Source organism: Tropicimonas sp. TH_r6, from assembly GCF_033101155.1.
In the GTDB taxonomy this organism is placed as follows: domain Bacteria; phylum Pseudomonadota; class Alphaproteobacteria; order Rhodobacterales; family Rhodobacteraceae; genus Tropicimonas.
Genome location: NZ_JAWMPX010000031.1, coordinates 40,752 through 57,849, shown reverse-complemented (window position 1 = coordinate 57,849; position 17,098 = coordinate 40,752). Strand labels below are relative to the sequence as shown.

Here is a 17,098-nt window from a genome sequence, read left to right as displayed (position 1 = left end):
AGACTATATGGCCCCGGAAACCGGGCAGGAATGGGGCGGATATCGTACCTTTTCAGTACAAAGACGGGGAAATGCTGTGCGGAATCAAAGAAAGCAAAAGACCGCCCAAGGGCGGTCCGAAGCATTCCTGTAGCTGCGGGAGCAGCCGATCAATCGAAAGTGGTGGAAATCTGCTGGCTGAGCAGTTGGTTGGAGATGTCGGTCGACAGATCCTCGACGCCGGTTGAAATCGTCGACAGTACCGCGATGCCCAAGCCGACGATGGCGGCTGTCAACACGACCCAGTCAACGGTCACCGCACCGGAACTGTCCTGCAAGAATAGCTTCAACCGCTTCACACAAATCATCTTACGTCACTCCGGTTGGTTCAAATCGCGATCTTTCCCGGTCAGAATGGACCGGCAACAAATTCAAATTAACCTTTAAGCTGCTCTGCGGCAAGGTCCGGGGTGGGGTCGTCCGGCATCAATCGGCCCAACCTGTGACCTTGATGCGCAGAAAAGGGCATGAAATTCGACCCGTTGCGTATTCCCGCTGTGCGGATCGTCCAAACTCTGCGAGTCTGGCAGGCAAAACGACAAGAGCAGTGAACGGGAACGGGAGGCAGGCCAATGCGTCGCCCGATATGGACGGCCCTGGCGGTGTTTTCACTCGTCAGCGGTACAGCCCTGGCCCAGGAGGCGGGGAGCGCGAAGGAATTCACCTTCAAGCGCATCAAGGTTATCGAGCGCTCCTCCGGGGTGCGACGCGGGTTGGTGCAGATCGACCCCGAGGAACAGGCGCGGATGCTGGCGATCAATCCAGCCGTGCCGTCGGCACCGGATGCCAGGGCGGCGGCTGCGATCGCTGCGATCGGCGAAAAGGCTGCCGCGGCCGAAAAAGGGGCCGAACAAGGGGATGGGGCATCGAAGCCCGTGCCCAAGGCCTCTTATGCCTGGTACTGGGATCTGATCCCGCCGAATCTCGCCGAGAGCCGCTCCGGACGGATGGAAGAGGCCGTGGCGGCCCTGCGCAACGGACCCGGCGGGGCAACGGTGACGGCGCCGCGGCTCTCGAGCTTGCAGAACATTGCCGATACCTATGGTTCGGAGATCCTGAAGGCGACGGTTGGGACGAAAGTGTCACCGGCTCTGGTGCTGGCCGTGATCGGGATCGAATCGGCCGGGCGCAGGACGGCGGTGAGCCATGCCGGAGCGTCGGGGTTGATGCAGCTCATGCCGGCGACGGCAGAGCGCTTCGGGGTCTCCAATCGCAATGATGCCGCTCAGAACATCCGCGGCGGCGTTGCCTATCTCGACTGGCTCCTCGACCATTTCGACCGCGATCCGATTCTGGCGCTGGCCGGCTACAATGCCGGCGAGAACGCGGTGCGGAAAAATGGCGGCGTGCCGCCTTATGCGGAGACCCGGGACTATGTGCCGAAGGTGGTCGCGGCCTGGAATGTCGCCAAGGGGCTCTGCCTGACCGCGCCGCAGCTGGTCTCGGATGGCTGTGTCTTCCGGCGCGGCGCGCAGGTGGCGCAGGTGGTCGACAAGCCCTGACCCGCTTCTATTTGGGAGGAGGGCTCCGCATCACGCTTTCGCGGAAGCGGCGGTCTCGATCTCATGGCCCAGCGGCTGAACGCTCCCGTTTCACCAGTGTCAAACGGGAGCAGTCGCGCTGTGGCGATCAGGCGGCCCTGCGGGCGCCGGAACGGCGGCGGTGCCGCTTCTGCCCGTTCGGCCGCGCGGCTTGCGGTTTGCCCGAGCGTTTCGGCGTTTCGGCCTGGGATGGCCCCCAACGCGTCCCGCCCTGCACGGGGATGTCGGTCCCCAACGCTTTCTGGATTGCCTTCAGCTCTGACATCTCGGCCGGTGCGCAATAGGCAATGGCGGAGCCGTCGCGACCAGCGCGCGCGGTGCGCCCGATCCGGTGCACGTAGTTCTCCGGCACATTGGGCAGGTCGTAATTATAGACGTGGCGCACACCGGGGATGTCGAGGCCGCGCGCCGCGACATCGGTTGCCACGAGCACTTTCAGTTCCCCCGACTTGAACGCCTTGATCGCCCGTTCGCGCTGTCCCTGGGACTTGTTGCCATGGATTGCGCCAACAGAGTAGCCCGCCTTTTCCAACGCCCCTGCGAGGCGGTTGGCGCCGTGCTTGGTGCGGGTGAAGACCAGCGCCATGTCGGACCGATGGGCATCGAGATGGTTGATAAGCAGGCGGGTCTTGCCTGCCTGTTCGACGAAATGCAGAGCCTGGGTGACCTTGTCGGCGGGTTTGCCCGGAGGCGAAACCTCGACGCGGATCGGGTCGTTCAGATAGGCCTTGGACAGGTCTGACATCAGTTTCGGCATGGTGGCCGAGAAAAGCATCGTCTGCCGGTCTTTCGACAGCAGCGGCGCGATGCGCCGGAGCGCGTGGATGAAGCCCATGTCCAGCATCTGGTCGGCTTCGTCGAGCACGAGATAGCGGGTGAGGTCCAGCCGCACGGCCTTGCGTTCGATCAGGTCGATCAGCCGGCCCGGGGTTGCCACCAGCAGGTCGGTGCCGCGATGCAGCTTGTTGGTCTGGACGTTGAGCGAGGCGCCGCCAACGACGAGATTGACCTTGAGATGCGTGTCGCGGGTATAGGCGGCAAGATTATCTGCGATCTGCTTGGCCAGTTCCCGTGTCGGGGTGAGGATCAAACCGCGCACCGTTTTGGGGTCGGGCTTGGTGCCGGCTTTCAGCAGGTTATGGGCCATGGGCAAGCCGAAAGCGGCTGTCTTGCCGGTGCCGGTCTGGGCAATGCCCATCACGTCGCGCCCGGCAAGGGCGTGCGGTATGGCCTTGGTCTGGATCGGGGTGGGCTCGGTGATGCCCTGCTCGGCCAGCTTCTGGACGAGGCGCGGCGCCAGTCCGAGTGTTTCGAAAGTCATGTGTGTATTGTCCAATCGAGGAAGAGGCCCAAGGGCCGCATCCAATGAGAAATGCCGCCGTTCGGAGGGAACAGGCGGGCGCAGTCGGGTTGCGCGATGCCCTGACCTCGAAGCCGCATTGCTTCAGGGGCGTCATCGCGCCGGACCCCCCGCGTGATCTGGGAACCTGGGAAGAGGGACGTTCTGCGTCATCCGAAACGGGAGACTGCCATCTGCTCACGCGGCAGAAAACGTCTGAGGGGCAGATGGAGGTTCACGGGGACGTTGTCAACAGGTTTGACGCATTCGAGTCGATTGCGAGCGGTGGCGTTGCGCGCTAAAGGCGACGGAATCCGCGCCTGAGGCCCTATGCGGGGGCGCTTGGCGGTCCCGCCGGACATGCGTCTGTCACCTGTTTGCAAGCGGGGCTTGTTCGGGGCTGGCCGGGACAAAGTGAAGATCACATGGTTGCAGCCCGCCCTCTGGGGCAGGCGCTGGCATGGCCCAACCTGTGCTTTCGTATTTCCGCCCTGCCTGGCCGCGCCCCTGTCTTCAGATCGACATCTTGCGGAAGATGGGCTCCGGCACAGCGCGGATGATCATCATGATGTAGCGCCAGAAGAAGGGCGTGTAGATCACGTTTTTCTTCTTCTCCACGGCGTTGAGGATGCTGTCCGCAACCGCTTCCGGGGGAGCAACGAGGAACATGCCCTCAAGCCCCCAGGTCATCGCCGTATCGACGAAACCCGGTTTGACGGTGATCGCGTGAGCGCCTGAACGGCCAAGGCGGTTGCGCAGGCCGGACATATAGGTCGTGAAGCCGGACTTGGCGGCACCGTAGACATAGTTGCCGACGCGCCCCCGGTCGCCGGCCACCGAGCTGACGCCAACAATCGTGCCCGCGCCGCGCGCCTCCAGCAACGGCGCAAGGCCGTGCAGCAGGCGGGCGGGGCCGGTGAAGCTGTCGGCGACGGTGCCGTCGATCAGCGACGGGTCGGTGTCGATCTCTTCTTGCGGCGGCATGGAGCCGACGAAGACGGCGGCGTTGGGCGTGCCGTCGAGGTCCGCCATGCGGTCGAGGATGGGCTGGAACGTGCCGGGATCACGGGCGTCGAAGCGGAGCACCTCGGCCAATGGCGCACCGCGCAGACGGCAATCGGCAGCGGATGCTTCAAGGTCGGTCAAGTCCCGTCCGGCCAGCAGGAGCTGGGCGCCCTGTTCGGCGAGCTTGCGGGACAGGGCGCGTGCCATCGACGAGGTGGCGCCGAGGATGAGCCAGGTCTGCGGGGCAGTGTCGGTCATGCTTGGCTCCTCAGCGACAGGCGGCGGATCATATCGGTGGCATAGGCCTGCTCGGGATCGAGCGCGTTCACGATTCCGGTCCACGCGGCGCGCTCGGGATACATGGCGTCCATCTGCCCTGGTTCGGCGAACCCGTCCTTGGCGAGATAGACCCGGCCGTTTGCCTCCACTGCCATGGCGATCAGGGTCCGGATCATGCCGGCAGCCTCGTCGCGGGCGGGGAAATCGATGGCCAGCGTGTAGCCCTCCATCGGGAAGGACATCATGCCGCCGCGCCCCGGCCCCATGCGTTTGAGCACAGCGAGCGGCGAGGCGAGCCCGGCGCCGGAGACCCGCGAGAGCATGTCGCGCAGGATCTCGCGTTCGGCCAGCGGGACGACGCATTGAAACTGGTGAAAGCCGCGCTTGCCGTAGAGCCGGTTCCAGTCATGAATCTTGTCGAGCGGGAAGAAGTAGTCTTCCAGCGGTTTGACCACGGTGCGGCCGCGCTCGGGGATGCGGCGGTAATAGGCGGTGTTGAAGTTGCGCACGATCGGGCCGGAGAGGGCGAAATGCGGTGCGTTGAACGGGATGCTCTTGCCGCGCTTGGCAGGCGGGACAAGGCCGGGCCCGGTCTCGCCCTCCTCGAAGATGCCGCGCCCAAGCGCGTCGCCCTTGGCTGTGGCATCGATCCAGCCGACAGTATAGGTCGCCTGGCTCTCGTCGAGATGGGTGAAATAGCTGTCGAGATTCGGCACCCGGCGTTCGGTGACCATCATCACGTCGCCCTTGACCGGCAACATGCGCAATGTCGCGCGGGCAATGGGGCCGGTCTGGCCCATGCCACCGATGGTGGCGGCAAAGAGCGGATCCTCGGCCGTGATCTCGCGCGGTCCGTCCGGCGTGGCGAGGGTCAGGCCCTCGACATGCTGGCCGAAGCTTCCGAGATGGTGGTGGTTCTTGCCATGAACATCCATGCCGATGGCGCCGCCCACGGTGGCGAAACCGGTGCCGGGCAGGACGCTGGGCAGCCAACCTTTCGGCGCGAAATGGGTGACGATATCGCTAAGCCGGACGCCGGATTCGACCTCGAGCAGGCCGGATTCCGCGTCGAATCCGAGGAACCGGTCGAGCCGTGCGGTATCGATGGCGCGATTGTCGGAGTTCAGGCAGGCATCAGCATAAGAGCGGCGCTGGCCGAAGGCGGGGCAGGGGGTCTCGGTGGCGATCCGCGTGAGGGTCGCGGCGCGTTCGGGCCGGGCAAGCTGGCCCGAGGCCGTGTAGTAGCGACCCCAGCCGGTGTAATCGGTTTGCTTCCAGGTCATGGACAAGCCTTTTTCGAATGGCGTTCGGCGAGGGGGAAAATGGCCAGGCCGATGAGGATGGCGAACCACAGCGTGGTCAGGCGGATCACGGCGGTGGCCGGGACGGAGATTTCCAGCGGCACGCCTTGCAACTTGAGCAGTGCGATCATGGCGGCTTCGGCGCCGCCGACACCGCCCGGCGCGCCGGTCAGGCCGCCCGCCAGCGTGGAGAAGACGAAGACGGCGACGGCGTTCCAGAACGGGATCTCCGCGCCCATCCAGCCCAGCAGCAGGTAGAAAGCATAGCCCTCGGCGATCCATCCGACCGCGCCGAGCGCCATGGCCGGTGTGACCACGATGGCGCGGGAGAATTGCTTGAGCGAGCGGGCGGATTGGCGGACGCGCCCGAAGGCGCGCGGCCAGCGACCGGTTGTCCGGTAGGCGAGCGTTACGGAGGCAGCGAGCAGGCGGGGGCGGGTGGCGATCCAGGCGGCGATCAATGCGAGCAGGACGACGGGTGCGGCACCGGTGATGCCTGCGGTTGAGAGTGCGAGCGCCAACGCGAGGATCATGCCCATGGCCGCGAGGTCGGAGGCGCGATCGACGAGGACGAGCGGTGCCGTGCGCTCCACGTTCCAGCCGGTTTCGCGTTTGAGCCAGCGCATGCGGATCAGCTCGCCGACACGGCCGGGCGTGACCGTCATGGCGAAACCGCCGAGAAAATGCCGGACATCCTGCAAGAGACCGGTCGGCAGGCCAAGCGTGCGGGCGAAGAGGTGCCAGCGGGCGCTGCGAAAGAGGTAATTGACCAGTGACAGCGCCAGCAGGGCCGCAACCTGTCCCCAGCTCAGCTTGCCGAGCTGGTGCAACGTTTCCTCCCAGCCAGTCGCCGCCGCGAGGCCCGCGAGCCCGACGAGGAAAAGGCCCAGAAGGCCGCCAATGATGGCAATGTCACGCCAGCGCCGGCTGGTCGTGGCTCGGGTCGGGGTCACGGAAGGATTGCTCATGCTCGTCATCATTATCGCCCGGCTAGCGGGCAATTGCGGCTGTATTATGAAACTGTTTCCACCTTGGCGAAGGAAAATGCACCCCTCGGCCCGGCTTTTGACCCGGCCTTGTGGCATTTGCGCGATGGCCGCCGCGAAGACGTGATCAGAACAGGCTGCCCTGCTCCGGCTTGTCCTTGTACTCCCGGGACGTCCGCGTCGCCCCGAGCTTGAGCCGCCCGTCGGCGAACTGGATTTCCAGCGCCCGTGCCGTTTCGGCCTCTGCCTTGGTCGTCACGATCCGCTCTCCCACCCGCACGACCGCATAGCCGCGTCGAAGCGTCTCCTCGTAGCCGAGGCTTTGCAAAACCCGGTCCAGCGCCGTCAGACGCTCCGTGCGGCGGGTCAACAGATCCTTGCCGGCCGCCGAAAGCCGACGTGTCCTGTCTGCAAGCGCCTCTTCGCCCCGCGTGATTTCCCGACGCAGGGGGATCGGGCTGAGCCGGGCGGACAGCCTGTCCAGATCCTGACGCGCCCGGTCCCTTCGCCGCTCCAGCGCCGGTTCAAGCCGGTCGGCCTGGACCTTCAATCGCGCCGACAGCCCGTCGAGTCGCTGCGTCAGCACGGTCGGCCGCAGCGCGGCGCTGCCCTGCGCAAGCCGGACCTGCCGCCGCTGCACCCCGGCTTTCAGCGCGGCAGGCAGACGGTCGGTGGCGTGGTCCAGCCGTTGGCGCGGCCCTGCCAGCAGCGTGTCGGGGCGGGGCAGCGCGCGGGACAGATCCCGCAGCCGCTCGCCCCGCCGCGTCATACCGCGCAGCAGCGCGCCAGAGAGCCGTGCGCTCTGGCTGTCCAATTGGGACAACAGTTCCAACCGCACCGGCACCGCCATTTCGGCGGCCGCGGTGGGCGTGGGGGCGCGACGGTCGGAGACAAAGTCGATCAGCGTCGTGTCAGTCTCGTGGCCGACCGCCGAAATCAGCGGGATCTGGCTCGCCGCGGCCGCTCGCGCCACGATCTCCTCGTTGAATCCCCAGAGATCCTCGATCGAGCCGCCGCCCCGGGCGACGATCAGAACATCCGGTCGCGGCAGCGCGCCGCCGGGCGTCAATGCGTTGAACCCCTCGATGGCCGCAGCCACCTGGCCCGCGCAATCGCGCCCCTGCACGGCCACCGGCCAGACCAGCACCTTGCGTGGCATCCGGTCCCTGAGCCGGTGCAGGATATCGCGGATCACAGCGCCGGAGGGCGAGGTCACCACGCCGATGATTTCGGGCAGGAAGGGCAGGGGGCGCTTGCGCTCGGCGGCAAAGAGCCCTTCCGCCTCCAGCTGCTTCTTGCGCTTCTCCAGCATCGCCATCAGCGCGCCAGCGCCCGCCGGCTCGACCTGTTCTGCGTTGAGATTGTATTTCGACTGCGCCCCGAAGGCCGTCAGCCGCCCCGAAACGATGACCTCCATGCCTTCTTCGGGCACGACCGCGAGCCCGGCGACCTGACCCTTCCAGGTCGTGCAAGCGAGCACGTTCCGCTCGTCCTTGATGTCATAATAAAGATGTCCCGAGCGCGCCTTGAACACGCGCCCGACTTCGCCGCGCACCCGAACGCGGCCAAAAGCGCCCTCCAGCGTCTTTTTCACCGCCCCGGAAATCTCGGAGACGGTGAATTCGGGAGCGTTCGACCCCTTGTCCGGGTCGCCAAAGTCGTCGTCGAGAAGGTCGGACATGGGCTGCTCTCCTGCCGTTTCGGCCAACCTATCGCGCGGCGTCAGGGATGAAAACCGGTGGCGCTACCGATGCGGCTTGTGGGCGACTGTCACGAAATGACTGACCGAGAAGAAGAAGCGCCCGGCCTGCGCCAGAGCATGCTGCTCCTCAGCCCATGCGGCGGCCTCGGCAGCCCCCATATGTCCATTCGCCACCGCGTAGCGTTCCATCAGCCGGAGCAACATGAAGGCAAGCCCGTCCGGCCGCAGCTCGCAATCGCACAGTGTCACCGGGTCGGTGCCATCGACGACAAAGCCGGCTTCGCGCATGAGTCCGGGCAGATGCGCCGGCAGGTCGAGATGGACCGCGTGCCGATCCCAAGAAGCGCACATCCGGGCCATTCGCTCGGGATCGTCGCTATGCCAGACCATCGAGCCGAAATGGATATCCCCGAGAACCAGCCGCCCGCCGGGCCGCAGGATTCGAGAGGCTTCGGCAAGGGCCGAGGGCACGTCGGAGAGGTATTCGAAGACCTGCACGGAGAGCGCCTTGTCCGCCAGCCCATCAGCGAGCGGCAACGCGTCGGCCGTTCCGTCGAGGATGCGGGTGTTGGAGCTTTCCCGGCAGCGCTCTTGCGCCGCTCCCCGCATATCCGCGCTCGGATCGACGCCGATAACCTCGCCGCTCTCCCCGACCGCGCGCGCCAGTTCCAGCGTCAACAGCCCGTTGCCGCAGCCGATATCGACGATCCGGTCGCCGGGCCCCGGCCGCAACCGGTCGAACGATTCCCGCCTGCGCCGCGTGATGTCTGCCCCCTGGTAGCATTGCTCCAGCAGGCGCGTCGTGTCCGCGTCGAATTCCAGCATCTGTCCTCCCCTTCGCCCGGACAGGCTACCAGAGCGCCGATCCGATACCAAATGCCCGCTTGCGAACGCTTGTGATCCATCCGCGCCGCTCCTAGAAGAAAGCCGACCGAGGAGACGACATGAACATATTGGTATTGGGCGGTGGCGGCCGCGAGCATTCCCTGGCCTGGGCAATCCTGCAAAACCCGAAATGCGACCGGCTGATCGTGGCGCCCGGCAATGCCGGCATTGCCCAGATCGCCGAATGCGCCAGCTTCGATATCTGCGATGGCAGCGCCGTGGTCGAGTTCGCGGAAGCCGAGAGCATCGACTTTGTTGTCGTCGGTCCCGAGGCGCCGCTTGCCGCCGGCGTGGCCGACCGTCTCGCCGAGGCCGGCATTCCCGTCTTCGGCCCCTCTCGCGAGGCCGCCAGGCTCGAAGCCTCCAAGCGTTTCACCAAGGAGATCTGCGACGCCGCCGGCGCTCCCACCGCCGCCTGGGCCCGGTTTGACGAGGTCGAGGCCGCGAAGGCCTATATCCGGCAGCAGGGCGCTCCCATCGTCATCAAGGCCGACGGGCTGGCCGCCGGCAAGGGTGTGATCGTGGCAATGACCGAGGCGGAAGCGCTTGCGGGCGTCGAGGACATCCTCGGCGGCGCCTTCGGCGCGGCTGGCGCGGAAGTGGTGATTGAAGAATTCATGGATGGCGAGGAGGCGAGCTTCTTCGTCCTCTGCGACGGCGAAATCGTTCTCCCCGTTGGCACCGCGCAGGACCACAAGCGCGTCGGCGAAGGCGATACCGGCCCCAACACGGGCGGCATGGGCGCTTATTCCCCCGCCCCGATCATGACCGATGAGCTCGTCGAGGCGACGCTGGAACAGATCGTCAAGCCGACCATGGACGAGATGGCCCGGCGTGGCACGCCCTATCGCGGCGTGCTCTATGTCGGGCTGATGATCAAACACGGCAAGCCGCGGCTGGTCGAATACAATGTCCGTTTCGGCGACCCGGAATGCCAGGCGATGATGATGCGGCTCGGCGCCCAGGCGCTGGACCTGCTGCTCGCCGCCGCCGAAGGACGCCTCGCCGAGCGCCATGTGAACTGGGCCGAGGACCACGCCATGACCGTCGTACTCGCGGCCGATGGCTATCCCGGGGTCTATGAGAAAGGCACCGTGATCAACGGGCTCGACGCCCTGCCCGAGACCAGCTGGGAGATGATGTTCCACGCCGGGACCTCCGAGGCGGATGGCAAGATCACCGCCACCGGTGGCCGCGTCCTCAACGCCACGGCGCGCGGGCGCACGCTGCAGGAAGCCCGCGACCGCGCCTATGCCATGGCCGAGGCCGTGGGCTGGCCGCAGGGCTTCTTCCGCCGTGATATCGGCTGGCGCGCGCTCGACTGAGCGCTGCCAAAACGGGGAGGGGAGCATGAAACGCTATATTGCGCCGGTCCTGATCGGCTTGATCGGGAGTGCCGTCCTGATCTCGCTGGGCGTCTGGCAGGTCCAGCGCCTCGCCTGGAAGGAAGCGATCCTGGCCGAGATCGAGAGCGGCATCCTCGCCGCCCCCGTCCCGGTCCCGCAATCGCCCGACCCGGCGGATGACCAGTATCTCCCCGTCCGGGTCACCGGCCAGCCCGATCCTCGCGAGCTGCATTTCCTCGTCTCGACCCGCAAGCTCGGCCCCGGCTTCCGCATCATCACCGCTTTCGAGACGGATACCGGCCGTCGCCTCCTGCTCGATCACGGCTTCGTTCCGACCGATGCCAAGACCGCCCCGCGCCCGCCGCAGCTGCTCACCGTCACGGGCAATCTGCACTGGCCGGAGGAGCGCGACCGCTTCACCCCCGAGAACGACCCGGAGACGAACTACTGGTATGCCCGCGAGGTCCCCCTCCTTGCGAAAGAGCTGAACACCGAGCCGACCCTCGTCATTGCCCGCGAAATCACCCCCGCCGACCCGTCGATCACCCCCCTGCCGGTCGACACGACCGGCATCCCCAACGACCATCTCGGCTATGCTGTCACCTGGTTCGGCCTCGCCGCCTGCTGGTTGGGGATGACAGCGCTGCAACTCTGGCGTATCTCACGCCGCAACCCTTGACCCGCCAGGCAAAGAACCGGTCCGCCCGACTTCTTCTGTCCAGAAATATCCCCGCCGGAGGTTCCAGCACCCGCAACAGGCGGCGACGCAGGACCAAAAGCGCCCGAGAGACACGAGAGAGACAATGAAATACATCTCCACACGCGGCCAGGCCCCGGTCCTCTCCTTCGAGGAAGCCATGCTCACCGGGCTCGCCCGGGATGGTGGCCTCTATGTCCCCGAGACCATCCCGCAGCTTTCGACAGGCGAAATTGCCGCGCTGGCAGGTCTCTCCTATGAAGACGCCGCCTTCCGCATCATGCGCCCCTTCGTCGGCGACAGCTTCACCGATGACGAGTTCCGCGAGATCATCGCCAAGGCCTATGCCGGCTTCGGCCACACCGCCCGCGCGCCGATGGTCCAGCTTGGGCCGAACCACTTCCTGTTGGAGCTGTTCCACGGGCCGACCCTGGCCTTCAAGGACTTCGCCATGCAGCTCATCGGCCAGCTCTTCCAGGTGGCCCTGAAACGGCGCGGCGAGAAGGTCACGATCGTCGGCGCGACCTCCGGCGATACCGGCTCGGCCGCCATCGAGGCCTTCCGTGGCCTCGACGCTGTCGATGTCTTCATCCTCTTCCCGCATGGTCGCGTCTCCGAGGTCCAGCGCCGCCAGATGACCACGCCCTCCGAAGCCAATGTCCACGCCCTTGCCGTGGATGGCGATTTTGACGATTGCCAGGCGCGGCTCAAAGACATGTTCAACCATTTCGAGTTCCGCGACGAGGTCCGCCTCGCCGGGGTCAACTCGATCAACTGGGCCCGCGTCCTCGCCCAGGTCGTCTATTATTTCACCGCCGCCACCGCCCTCGGCGCGCCGCACCGCAAGGTCTCTTTCACCGTGCCGACGGGCAATTTCGGCGATATCTTCGCCGGCTATATCGCTCGCCGCATGGGCCTTCCGATCGAAGAGCTGGTGATCGCCACCAACCAGAACGACATCCTCCACCGTGCGATCACCTCGGGCGGCTACACGACCTCCGGTGTCATCCCCTCGATCTCGCCATCCATGGACATCCAGGTCAGCTCGAATTTCGAACGTGTGCTCTTTGACGCGTATGACCGGGACGGCTCCGCTGTTGCCCAGCTCATGGAAGAGCTGAAGACGGACGGCGGCTTCACCATCTCGCAAGGTGCCCTGCAGAGCCTGCGCGAGACTTTCGCCTCCGGGCGGGCGTCGGAAGAAGAAACCTCGACCACGATCAAACGCCTCTTTGCCGAAACCGGCGAGATCCTCTGCCCGCATTCGGCGGTCGGGGTGAAGGTCGCGGAGGAGCAACTCGGCGCCACGCCGATGATCACGCTCGCCACCGCCCATCCGGCCAAGTTCCCTGACGCGGTCGAAGCCGCCACCGGAAATCGCCCGCCGCTTCCCAATCGCATGGCGGACCTGTATGAGCGTCCGGAACGCGTGACCCGTGTCGAAAATGATCTCGACGCGTTGGAAACACTCATAAAAGAAAGGCGCGCCTCTTGAGCGTCAGGCTGGACAGATTGCCCAACGGCCTCCGCATCGTGACAGAGACGATGCCGGGGCTTGAATCCGCAGCGCTTGGCCTCTGGGTCAATGCTGGCGGTCGGCACGAGCGGGTGGACCAGAACGGGATCGCCCATTTTCTCGAACACATGGCCTTCAAGGGCACGCAGCGCCGCTCGGCGCTGCAGATCGCCGAGGCGATCGAGGATGTGGGCGGCTTCATCAACGCCTATACCTCGCGCGAGGCGACGGCTTATTACGCCCGCGTGCTGAAAGCGGATGTGCCGCTGGCGCTGGACGTGATCTCCGATATCGTTCTCAACCCGGTCTTCGCGCCGGAGGAAATCGAGGTCGAACGCGGGGTGATCCTGCAGGAAATCGGCCAGTCGCTCGATACGCCGGACGATATCGTCTTCGACTGGCTGCAAGAGGCGGCGTATCCGGAGCAGGCGCTCGGACGAACCATCCTCGGGCCGTCGGAGCGGGTGTCGGGCTTCGCGCGGGAGGATCTCGCGGGCTTTGTCGCCGAGCATTACGGACCGGGACAGATGGTGCTCTCGGCGGCGGGGGCCGTGGACCACGACCAGATCATGCGGCTTGCGGAGGCGGCCTTCAGCCACCTTCCGGCGGTGGATCTGAGCTCGCATGACGTGGCCCGGTTCCAGGGTGGTGAAAAGCGGGAGATCAAGGAGCTGGAACAGGTCCATTTCGCTCTCGCCCTCGAAGGCCCGGCCTATTCTGACGATGATATCTACACCGCGCAGATCCATGCCACGCTGCTCGGTGGCGGCATGTCCTCGCGGCTTTTCCAGGAAATCCGCGAAAAGCGCGGCCTGTGCTATTCGATCTTCGCCCAGGCAGGCGCCTATGCCGATACCGGTATGATGACGCTCTATGCCGGCACCTCCGGAGAGGATATTGCCCAACTCGCCGAGCTGACCGTGGACGAGCTCAAACGCGTGGCCGACGATGTGACCGAGGCTGAAGTGCAGCGGGCGCGGGCGCAGATGAAGGCTGGGTTGCTGATGGGGCTGGAAAGCCCGTCGGCGCGGGCCGAACGGCTGGCGCGGCTGGTGGCGATCTGGGATCGCGTGCCGCCGCTGGAAGAAACGGTGGCTCGGATCGAGGCGGTCAACCGGACCCGCGTTGCGGAGTTCGCCGGCAAGCTCATCGGATCGAAACAGGCTGCGCTGGCGCTTTATGGGCCGGCCTCGCATGCGCCAAGCCTTGGGGCGCTTCAGGAGAGGCTCGCGGCCTGATGATGCGGCTTGGCCGGAAAAAGGTGAAGATCGTCACTGAGCGGATGATCCTGCGCCCGCCGGTGCATGGCGATTTCCGCGCCTGGTCCAGCCTGCGCACCGATTCCCGCGACTTTCTCGAGAAATGGGAGCCGCGCTGGACCTCCGACCACCTGTCGCGCAAGTCCTTCGCCAACCGTGTCTACTGGGCGCAGCGCTCGCAGCGCACCGGCTCGGCCATGCCGCTCTTCCTGATCCGGCGCGAGGGCGGTGTGCTCATCGGCGCCATCACGCTCGACAATATCCGACGCGGCCCCGCCCAGGCCGGTACGCTGGGCTATTGGATCGGTGCGCCTTTTGCCCGACAGGGCTATATGCGCGAGGCGATCCAGGGCGTCGTCCACCACGCGTTCGAAAAGCTCGATCTGAGCCGGGTCGAGGCTGCCTGCCTGCCCGAGAACGCCGCCTCGCGCGGCTGTCTCGAGAAGGGTGGTTTCAAATACGAGGGCGTGGCGCAGTCCTATCTCCAGATCAACGGCCGCTGGCGCAATCACGTGCTCTACGCCAATCTGCGCCCGGACCGTCGCGGCCGTACCGGGATCGGCTGATCACGCCCACGCGGCGTCGGCGACACGCGCCCCTGCGGCAAATCCATGAGACGTCCGGCGTCTTCCCGAGTCGGAGCTACGACGGTCAACGCCCCGCTTTCCGTGTCGGCCATGGTCCGGAACATCTCACGCCCTGTCTCTGCGCATCGGTCGGTTGTCATGCATTATGAATCCGCTTGCTTCAGCCCGCTTGGCCCGGTCCCGGCGGCGCTCGCGAGGGCGTGAACAGAAACCGTGTCGATTTTTGTCCGATTCGTGGGATGATCGCTGAAATCCCGACGCCACCCGCCGGAGACCGCTTCATGTTTCGCCTCTTCCTGACGCTGCTTGCCGCCTTGTCCCTCACCGCCCTTGCCGCGCCGGCCCAGGCGCAGGACCGCCGCCCGAGCCATTGCATCGCTCTGGTCGAGAATACGCCCGGGCTCGAAGTGATCTGGCGCGCCGGCTTCCGCGATGGGCTGCCGAAGGACACGGTTCGGCTGAGTTTCATCGACCACTCGATGTACCTGCTGCAGACCGCCGGCGGGGTGACGGCGGTCACCGATTACAACGGGTTCATTGGCCCGGAGCCGCTTGTGCCGGATGTGGTGACGATGAACCAGTCACACAGCTCGCATTGGACCGCGCTTCCGGACCCGGCCATCCCCCATGTGCTCAAGGGCTGGGACGAGCTTGGCGGCGCGGCGGCGCATCACCTCGATCTCGGCGAGATGCTGGTGCGCAACGTGACGACGGATACCCGCTCGCCTTGGGGCGAGGGCGTGCGGCGCGACGGGAATTCGATCTTCATCTTTGAGGTGGCCGGGCTGTGCATCGGCCATCTGGGGCATCTGCATCACATCCCGAGCCCGGAGCAATTCGCCGCCATCGGCCGGTTGGACGTGGTCATGGCGCCGGTGGATGGCGGCATGACGCTGCCGGTGCCGTACATGATCCGGGTGCTGAAGGAACTGCGCAGTTCCATTGTCCTGCCGATGCACAATTTCTCCGGCGGCACGCTCGACGTGTTCCTGCAGGGGATGTCCGAGGCCTTCCGGATCGAGCGGCGGCAGGAGCGCTCGCTCGAGGTCTCCCTGCGCAGCCTGCCCTCGGAGCCGACCGTGATCGTGCTCGAACCGCGCTTCCTCGGCTTCGACGATGACGGCTTGTAACATCTGACAGCCCATCTTGCGCCTGCCGCGCCGGCATGGTTCACCGGCCTGAGAAGGAGTCGCGAGGATGCTGAACCCGGCCGGGACCGATCTGGAAAAGAGCCTGCGCGCGGCGCTGCCGCCGGGTTGTTTTCGTGCGATTGCACTGCAGTACCTCGAAGAGCTGCGCGGCCGGTTCCATTGTCCCGATGCGCTGCTGCTGACCCCGGCCAGCCGCGAGGAGGTGGCCGAGATCCTGCGTCAGGCCTCGGCGCGGCGCGTTCCGGTCGTGCCCTATGGCGGCGGGACCGGGCTTGTCGGCGGACAGGTTGGCGTGGGGTTGCCACGCCCGATCCTGCTCTCGCTCGAACGGATGGACGCGATCCGCTCGGTTCACCCGAAGGAGAACCTGATGGTGGTCGAGGCCGGTGCGATCCTGGCCAATGTGCAGGCCGCGGCGGAGGCGGCGGGCCGGCTCTTCCCGATCTCGCTCGCCTCGGAAGGCTCGGCCCAGATCGGCGGCTTGCTGGCGACCAATGCTGGCGGGGTCAACGTGCTGCGCTACGGCAATGCGCGGGAGCTGTGCCTGGGGGTTGAGGCGGTGCTGGCCGATGGTTCGGTGTTGCGCGGGCTGAAGCGGCTGCGCAAGGACAATACAGGTTATGACCTGGGCAACCTGCTGATCGGCTCGGAAGGAACGCTTGGTGTGATCACGGCGGCCTGCCTGCGGCTTGTGTCGTGCCCGGCCTCGCGTGGGGCGGCGATGATGGTTGTCGACAGCCCCGATGCGGCGCTGACGCTGCTGGGGATGGCGCAGGAGCGCTTGGCCGAGGGCGTCTCGGCCTTTGAACTCATCCACCGGACCGGGCTGGGTTTCATCGCCGAGACCATGCCGCATGTGCGCCAGCCTTTTGCGTCGCATCCCGAATGGTCGGTGCTGATCGATCTCGGCCTGTCTGGCGGGTTGGAGGCGGATGCCGCGCTGGAGGCATTGTTCGAGACGGCGGCGGAAGCGGGGCTGGTCAGCGATGGCGTGATCGCCTCCAACGCGGCCCAGCGAGCCGCCTTCTGGACCCTGCGCGAGTCGATCCCCGAGGCGAACCGGTTGATTGGCGCCGTGACCTCGCATGACATCTCCGTCCCCATCGAAACGGTCCCGGAGTTCATCGCCCGGGCGCGCGCGCTTGTGGCCGGGTTGGGGCCATTCCGCATTAATTGCTTCGGCCATCTGGGCGACGGCAACCTGCATTTCAACACCTATCCGCCGCGCGGACAGGACCGGGAAGCCTATGCAGACCGGCGGGAAGAGATCAGCCGCAAGGTCCATGACCTCGTCGAGGCGTTTGACGGCTCGGTCAGTGCCGAGCACGGAATCGGCCGGTTGAAGGTCGGGGATCTGGAGCGCTATGGCGATCCGGCAAGCCTGGTGGCGATGCGCGCAATCAAGACGGCGCTGGACCCGGTCGGAATCCTCAATCCAGGGGCTGTGCTCCGGGAGGCTTAGCGT

At 66.0% G+C, this 17,098-nt stretch carries 15 protein-coding genes; 8 read left to right on the top strand and 7 right to left on the bottom strand.

The window, feature by feature from the left end; all coding sequences use genetic code 11:
* Positions 1–149: 149 nt before the first annotated feature.
* Positions 150–347 carry a hypothetical protein gene (locus tag R3X27_RS21625; protein WP_317710979.1) on the bottom strand — a complete coding sequence of 66 codons (198 nt, stop codon included), beginning with the start codon at positions 345–347 and terminating at the stop codon, positions 150–152.
* Between the two features lie 264 nt (positions 348–611).
* Here R3X27_RS21625 and R3X27_RS21620 point away from each other — a divergent pair, with 264 nt between their 5' ends.
* Positions 612–1,541 carry a lytic transglycosylase domain-containing protein gene (locus R3X27_RS21620; RefSeq protein ID WP_317710978.1) on the top strand — a complete coding sequence of 310 codons (930 nt, stop codon included), beginning with the start codon at positions 612–614 and terminating at the stop codon, positions 1,539–1,541.
* Positions 1,542–1,668: 127 nt separating this feature from the next.
* Here the strand turns inward: R3X27_RS21620 and R3X27_RS21615 are convergent, their stop codons facing one another.
* From R3X27_RS21615 to R3X27_RS21590, 6 genes are all read right to left on the bottom strand, one after another.
* The gene (locus R3X27_RS21615) at positions 1,669–2,901 is read right to left on the bottom strand and encodes a DEAD/DEAH box helicase (protein ID WP_317710977.1); all 1,233 of its coding nucleotides are present in this window, start codon (positions 2,899–2,901) and stop codon (positions 1,669–1,671) included.
* A gap of 531 nt (positions 2,902–3,432) precedes the next feature.
* Positions 3,433–4,182 carry an SDR family NAD(P)-dependent oxidoreductase gene (locus R3X27_RS21610; RefSeq protein ID WP_317710976.1) on the bottom strand — a complete coding sequence of 250 codons (750 nt, stop codon included), beginning with the start codon at positions 4,180–4,182 and terminating at the stop codon, positions 3,433–3,435.
* A complete protein-coding gene (locus R3X27_RS21605; RefSeq protein ID WP_317710975.1) occupies positions 4,179–5,486 on the bottom strand; it encodes an FAD-binding oxidoreductase in 1,308 nt (435 codons plus the stop codon). The genes R3X27_RS21610 and R3X27_RS21605 overlap by 4 nt, the downstream gene beginning before the upstream one ends.
* Complete coding sequence (locus tag R3X27_RS21600; protein WP_317710974.1) at positions 5,483–6,472, bottom strand: lysylphosphatidylglycerol synthase transmembrane domain-containing protein; 990 nt, start codon at positions 6,470–6,472, stop codon at positions 5,483–5,485. Before R3X27_RS21600 ends, R3X27_RS21605 begins: the two co-directional genes overlap by 4 nt.
* 145 nt (positions 6,473–6,617) lie before the next feature.
* Positions 6,618–8,171 carry an exodeoxyribonuclease VII large subunit gene (gene xseA, locus R3X27_RS21595; RefSeq protein ID WP_317710973.1) on the bottom strand — a complete coding sequence of 518 codons (1,554 nt, stop codon included), beginning with the start codon at positions 8,169–8,171 and terminating at the stop codon, positions 6,618–6,620.
* 63 nt (positions 8,172–8,234) lie between these two features.
* Positions 8,235–9,017, bottom strand: a complete 783-nt coding sequence (locus R3X27_RS21590) for a methyltransferase domain-containing protein (protein ID WP_317710972.1) — start codon at positions 9,015–9,017, stop codon at positions 8,235–8,237.
* 119 nt (positions 9,018–9,136) lie between these two features.
* Here R3X27_RS21590 and purD point away from each other — a divergent pair, with 119 nt between their 5' ends.
* From purD to R3X27_RS21555, 7 genes are all read left to right on the top strand, one after another.
* Positions 9,137–10,402, top strand: a complete 1,266-nt coding sequence (gene purD / locus R3X27_RS21585) for a phosphoribosylamine--glycine ligase (protein WP_317710971.1) — start codon at positions 9,137–9,139, stop codon at positions 10,400–10,402.
* A 25-nt stretch (positions 10,403–10,427) separates the two neighbouring features.
* Complete coding sequence (locus tag R3X27_RS21580) at positions 10,428–11,102, top strand: SURF1 family protein (RefSeq protein WP_317710970.1); 675 nt, start codon at positions 10,428–10,430, stop codon at positions 11,100–11,102.
* 124 nt (positions 11,103–11,226) lie between these two features.
* Positions 11,227–12,615, top strand: coding sequence for a threonine synthase (gene thrC / locus R3X27_RS21575; RefSeq protein ID WP_317710969.1), 1,389 nt, complete (start codon positions 11,227–11,229; stop codon positions 12,613–12,615).
* On the top strand, positions 12,612–13,874 hold the full coding sequence (locus R3X27_RS21570) for a pitrilysin family protein (protein ID WP_317710968.1): 1,263 nt from the start codon (positions 12,612–12,614) through the stop codon (positions 13,872–13,874). The genes thrC and R3X27_RS21570 overlap by 4 nt, the downstream gene beginning before the upstream one ends.
* Before the next feature lie 2 nt (positions 13,875–13,876).
* Positions 13,877–14,461, top strand: a complete 585-nt coding sequence (locus tag R3X27_RS21565) for a GNAT family protein (protein WP_317710981.1) — start codon at positions 13,877–13,879, stop codon at positions 14,459–14,461.
* Between the two features lie 302 nt (positions 14,462–14,763).
* Entirely contained in the window at positions 14,764–15,612 is an 849-nt protein-coding gene (locus R3X27_RS21560) for an MBL fold metallo-hydrolase (protein WP_317710967.1), read from the top strand.
* Between the two features lie 67 nt (positions 15,613–15,679).
* Positions 15,680–17,095 carry an FAD-binding oxidoreductase gene (locus tag R3X27_RS21555; protein ID WP_317710966.1) on the top strand — a complete coding sequence of 472 codons (1,416 nt, stop codon included), beginning with the start codon at positions 15,680–15,682 and terminating at the stop codon, positions 17,093–17,095.
* The last annotated feature ends 3 nt before the right edge of the window (positions 17,096–17,098 follow it).